Raw genomic sequence first — 4186 nt, forward strand, 5'->3', positions numbered from 1 at the left:
GGCGGCGGCGCGGGGGCCCGGGGGGCGGCCCCCGCGGGGGGCCGCGGGGGGCGGCGGCGGGGGGCCCCACTGGGTTGCGCGGCGGTTCGGGTCACACGCCCGGGGCCGGGAGGGGGGCGTTCGGGCCCTTGTTCTCGGCCAGGACGGCGTAACCGGTCGTGGTGGCGTCAGCCTCGTCGTTCTGCTCGACCGAGACACCCAGGCCCAGGGCGAGGGCGACCGCGAAGATACCGACCAGACCAGCGAGCTTGCCGCGCATTTCGTTCCCCTTGTTTGTTTTGAATCCCGTGTCGCTTTCGACAAACTGAGATTCCCAAGGGGCCTTACCGGACCGTTCCCGCGCGGTTCCCGCCCGAGAGGGGAACTCGGGAACGGGAAACGGGAACGCGGGAACCGGAGGGGGAACAGGTCCGGGAAGGGGTCGGAGTTGACGGAAAACCGGGATCCGGGCCGGAAAATCATGGCGGATCCGGGCGGAAAATTCGGCTCAGGCGAACGATAGACGCAATTCCGCTTCGAGTCGTCCCAGGTCACGGGCGTGGCCGTGGGCCACGATGTGGCCGTCGGGCCGGATCAGGTAGTAGCCCGCGGCCTTGCACCCGGCTTGCGCCCCGGCTTCCCGCCGGCGCAGCGCCACCTGGCGCAGCAGCGGCCACTGGGCCACGACGTGCCCCAGCTCCCGCTCCCATTCCCGGCTGCCGTCGGACACGACCGCCAGGTGCCAGCCGTGCGGGTCGGCCGCCGGCCCGGAGATCCCGTACGCGAGCGCCAGGCGCCGCGGGAAGACCGCACCGACCTCCAGCCCGCCGGGCAGCGCCCGCCGTACGCGGCAGCCCGTCCAGCCCGAGGGCTGCTGCGTATCGCGGGTCACCGGGTAGGAGAGCCGGCGGCCCGCCATCACGGGGGCGTAGAACTCCGAGACGATCCCGGTCCGGTCGAGCAGCCGGAACGCCGCGTCGCGCGCCGCCACCGTGGCCTTGGCCTTGGCGACCCAGGCCCGCGTCTGGAGGTCGGTGTCGCGCACGATCTGCCGGGTGACCTCGGAGCGCTCCTCGCCGTAGGTGGCGAGCAGCGAGGCGGGGGATTCGCCGCGGATCACCGCGGCGAGCTTCCAGGCGAGGTTGTGCGCGTCCTGGAGGCCGTTGTTCATGCCCTGGCCGCCGGCCGGGCTGTGGACGTGGGCGGCGTCGCCGGCCAGGAAGACCCGGCCGCGCTGGAACTCGCTGGCGCGCCGGGCGTGCACCCGGAACACCGCCTTCCAGACGGCTTCCTCGATCCGGACACCGCGCGGGCCGCGCTCGTCGATGATGGCCTGCATCATCCCGGCGTCGACCTGGGCGTCGCCCTGCGGCATCACGGACAGGAAGCGGAAGATCCCGCCCGGGATGGGCACGATCACCAGGGCGCCGTTCGCCGACTGGTAGAAGTGGCATTCGTCCGGCGGCAGATGCCCCGTAATACGGGCGTCGACCAGGGCGAAGGCCATCTCGTAGGTGGATCCTTCGAAGCCGACGCCCAGCTGGCCGCGGACCGCGCTGCCGGCGCCGTCGGCGCCGACGACGAACGGTACGCGGATCCGCTCCAGGCCTTCGGGGGTCTCCAGTACGGCGGTGACCCCGTCGGTGGCCTCGATGCGGCCGGAGAAGTCCACGCCGTCCAGGGCTAGGAGCCGCACACCGCGCTCGATCTTCCCGCCGAGTGCCTGGAAGCGCTCGGTGAGGAGCCGCTCGGTGACGTGCTGCGGGAGGGTGCGGCACGCCAGGTCGTCGGAGAATCCGAAGGAGGCCAGCGGGCGCCGCTCGGAGAAGTAGCTCAGCGTGTTGATCCGTACGGACTCCTCGTTCACCACGTCGCCCAGGCCGGTGTCTTCGAGGATGTCGAGGGCACGGGGCCAGACGGACAGGGCCTTGGGGGTCAGCATGGGTTCGGCGGCTCGGTCGATCACCCGGACCCGGATGCCGCGCCGCAGCAGCTCGACGGCGGTCAGCAGGCCGGTGGGGCCGGCCCCGACCACCAGGACGTCCAGGTCGGACGGCCCGGCGGCGGACACCGCTTCGCTCTCTCTCGTGGGCCGGCTTTCGCCGGCGATCAGGTCAGCCATGGCCTCTGGGACTCTCTCAGTCGGTACGGACGCCGGTGGTGGTGGAGTTCGCCGGCTCGGCGGGCAGCACGTCGAGGCTGATGCCGAAGTGGGTCTTGTACGCCGCGAGGACGTCCGCGTCGTCTTCGAGGACGGTCTTGGACCGCTGGTCGCCGTCCACGATGTTCAGGTGGCGGCCCTTGAGGGTGACGAGGCCGTTCTCGGTGCGGATCGAGCAGAACAGCGCCTGGAGGAAGGAGGAGTCGGGCGCCGTGCGGTACCACCACAGGCTGGGCGCGTAGTCCTCGATGCGGACGGGCGTCTCGACGACCTGGTACAGCGGGCGGCCGCCGAGCCACAGGTCGACCGTGCCGGCCTGGCCCTCGACGTCCTTCAGCTGGTACTCGCCGTGCGGGTCGCTCTGGACCTCGCGGCTGTTGAAGTCCAGCGGGAAGCGGCTGTTGCGGCCGAAGCCGGTGTCCACGAGGTAGGCGTCCGCGCCGATGGTCACCTTCAGGGCGAGGTGGCCGAGGAACGGGCCGAGGCCCTCGGGGCGGTGCACGCGGCCCGGCAGGATCTCCACCTGGTAGCCCAGGGCTTCGAGGACGAAGCCGAGCGCGGGGTTGACCTCGTAGCAGCCGCCGCCGCGGTTCTCCCGGGCGATCTTGTCCACGGAGCGCTGATCCATGTGGATCTCGCGGCCTTCGAGGTGGTAGTCGAGGTTCTCGAACGGTACGGACAGTACGGCGCGCTCGGCCAGGTGGCGCAGGCCCGCGAGGTCCGGGGCGGCGGGCCGGGTGGCGCCGATGCGGGTCAGGTAGGCGTCGACCGTGGCGTCGTCGAGCACGGTTGCGTCCAGCATGGGAACTCCTTGAGGGATGTCGTCCCCTGGGGTGGTAGGGGAGGGAGGTGGACTACCAGCGGATGAGCGACAGGCCCAGGGCCATGCCGCCGCCGAAGCCGGCGAGCAGGACCAGGTCGCCGGCGGTCAGCCGGCCGGAGCGCGCCGCGTGGTCGAGGGTGATGGGGACGGAGGCGGAGCCGGTGTTGCCGTACTCCTCGTACGTGGTCCAGGTGCGGCCGGCGCCCACGCCCAGTTCGGCGGAAAGGCTGTCCAGCATGCGGCCGTTGGCCTGGTGCGGAACGAAATGCTGGAGGTCCGCGGGGGTGTATTCCTGTTCCGCGAGGAATTCACGGACCGCGGGCGGGACGTTCTCGGCCACGAAATCGCGGACACCGCGGCCGTTCATGGTGAAGTACTGAAGTCCCTGATCGAGTGTCTGGGCAGTGGTGGGAATGCGGCTGCCGCCGCCGGGAACCTCGATGAGGTGCCGGTCCGCCGCATAACTGGCCAGCCGGCTCGAAAGGATTCCCCGGCCCGCTCCGGCGGCCGGGCCGATGACGACCGCGCCCGCTCCGTCACCGAAGAGGATGGTGGTGCGCCGGTCCTCGGGGTTGAGGATGCGGGAGTAGACGTCGGCGCCGATGACGAGCGCGTACCCCTCGCCGGCCGTGGCGGCCAGCATGCTCTGCGCCGTGGTGAGCGCGAACAGGAAGCCGGTGCACACGCCGTTGACGTCGAAGGCGGCGGTGCCCTGGTCGGCGCCGAGCTCGGCGGCGACCACGGCGGCGGTCGGCGGCTGGGGCTGGTCGGGGGTGGAGGTCGCCACCACGATCAGGGACAGCTGCGCGGCGCGGATCCCGGCGCTCTCCAGCGCCTGGCGCCCCGCGATCACCGCAAGGTCGGATGTGGCCTCATCGGCTTTCGCCCACCTGCGGTTGCGTATTCCCGTTTTACCGAAAATCCATTCGTGATCGACTCCGGCCGGCGCTCCGACTTCGTCGTTCGAGACGACATGAGCCGGTACGTACGACCCCGTGCCCAGCACGCCGACCGAAAGAGCATTGCGCGCACCGTGAATTCCCGTCGTAATCATTTGGGCGACTCCTCACTGCGTGAAACTTATGGTTCCGTCCCGGGGAAATGCCGACAACGGTGTCTGCGGGACCTTGTCAGGTAGGGCGGGCGGGGCGGGGCTGTTGCCCGCATCGCAGTGTCAGCCGCTGTGGCGGCCGGACTTCTCGCCCTGTTCCCTTTCTCCGCAG

Annotated in this window: 4 protein-coding genes; all 4 read right to left on the minus strand. The window is 71.0% G+C overall.

Annotated elements, in window-relative coordinates:
- Window positions 1-91 precede the first annotated feature (91 nt).
- Window positions 92-259: a hypothetical protein gene (locus ACWDX7_RS28330; protein ID WP_451489146.1), complete on the minus strand. Its 168-nt coding sequence runs from the start codon at window positions 257-259 to the stop codon at window positions 92-94.
- Window positions 260-487: 228 nt separating this feature from the next.
- Window positions 488-2101 (minus strand): FAD-dependent monooxygenase, encoded by a 1614-nt coding sequence (locus ACWDX7_RS28335; RefSeq protein WP_451489145.1) that lies wholly within the window; start codon window positions 2099-2101, stop codon window positions 488-490.
- A 16-nt stretch (window positions 2102-2117) separates the two neighbouring features.
- Window positions 2118-2942 carry an arylamine N-acetyltransferase family protein gene (locus ACWDX7_RS28340; RefSeq protein WP_451489144.1) on the minus strand — a complete coding sequence of 275 codons (825 nt, stop codon included), beginning with the start codon at window positions 2940-2942 and terminating at the stop codon, window positions 2118-2120.
- A gap of 52 nt (window positions 2943-2994) precedes the next feature.
- Window positions 2995-4017, minus strand: a complete 1023-nt coding sequence (locus ACWDX7_RS28345) for a 3-oxoacyl-ACP synthase III family protein (RefSeq protein ID WP_451489143.1) — start codon at window positions 4015-4017, stop codon at window positions 2995-2997.
- Window positions 4018-4186: the final 169 nt, after the last annotated feature.

Source organism: Streptomyces sp. NPDC003034, from assembly GCF_053591375.1.

Coding starts and splice junctions, on each gene's coding strand:
- ACWDX7_RS28335 (WP_451489145.1), bottom strand. CDS start 2,101: ATGGCTGACCTGATCGCCGGCGAAAGCCGGCCCACGAGAGAGAGCGAA.
- ACWDX7_RS28340 (WP_451489144.1), bottom strand. CDS start 2,942: ATGCTGGACGCAACCGTGCTCGACGACGCCACGGTCGACGCCTACCTG.
- ACWDX7_RS28330 (WP_451489146.1), bottom strand. CDS start 259: ATGCGCGGCAAGCTCGCTGGTCTGGTCGGTATCTTCGCGGTCGCCCTC.
- ACWDX7_RS28345 (WP_451489143.1), bottom strand. CDS start 4,017: ATGATTACGACGGGAATTCACGGTGCGCGCAATGCTCTTTCGGTCGGC.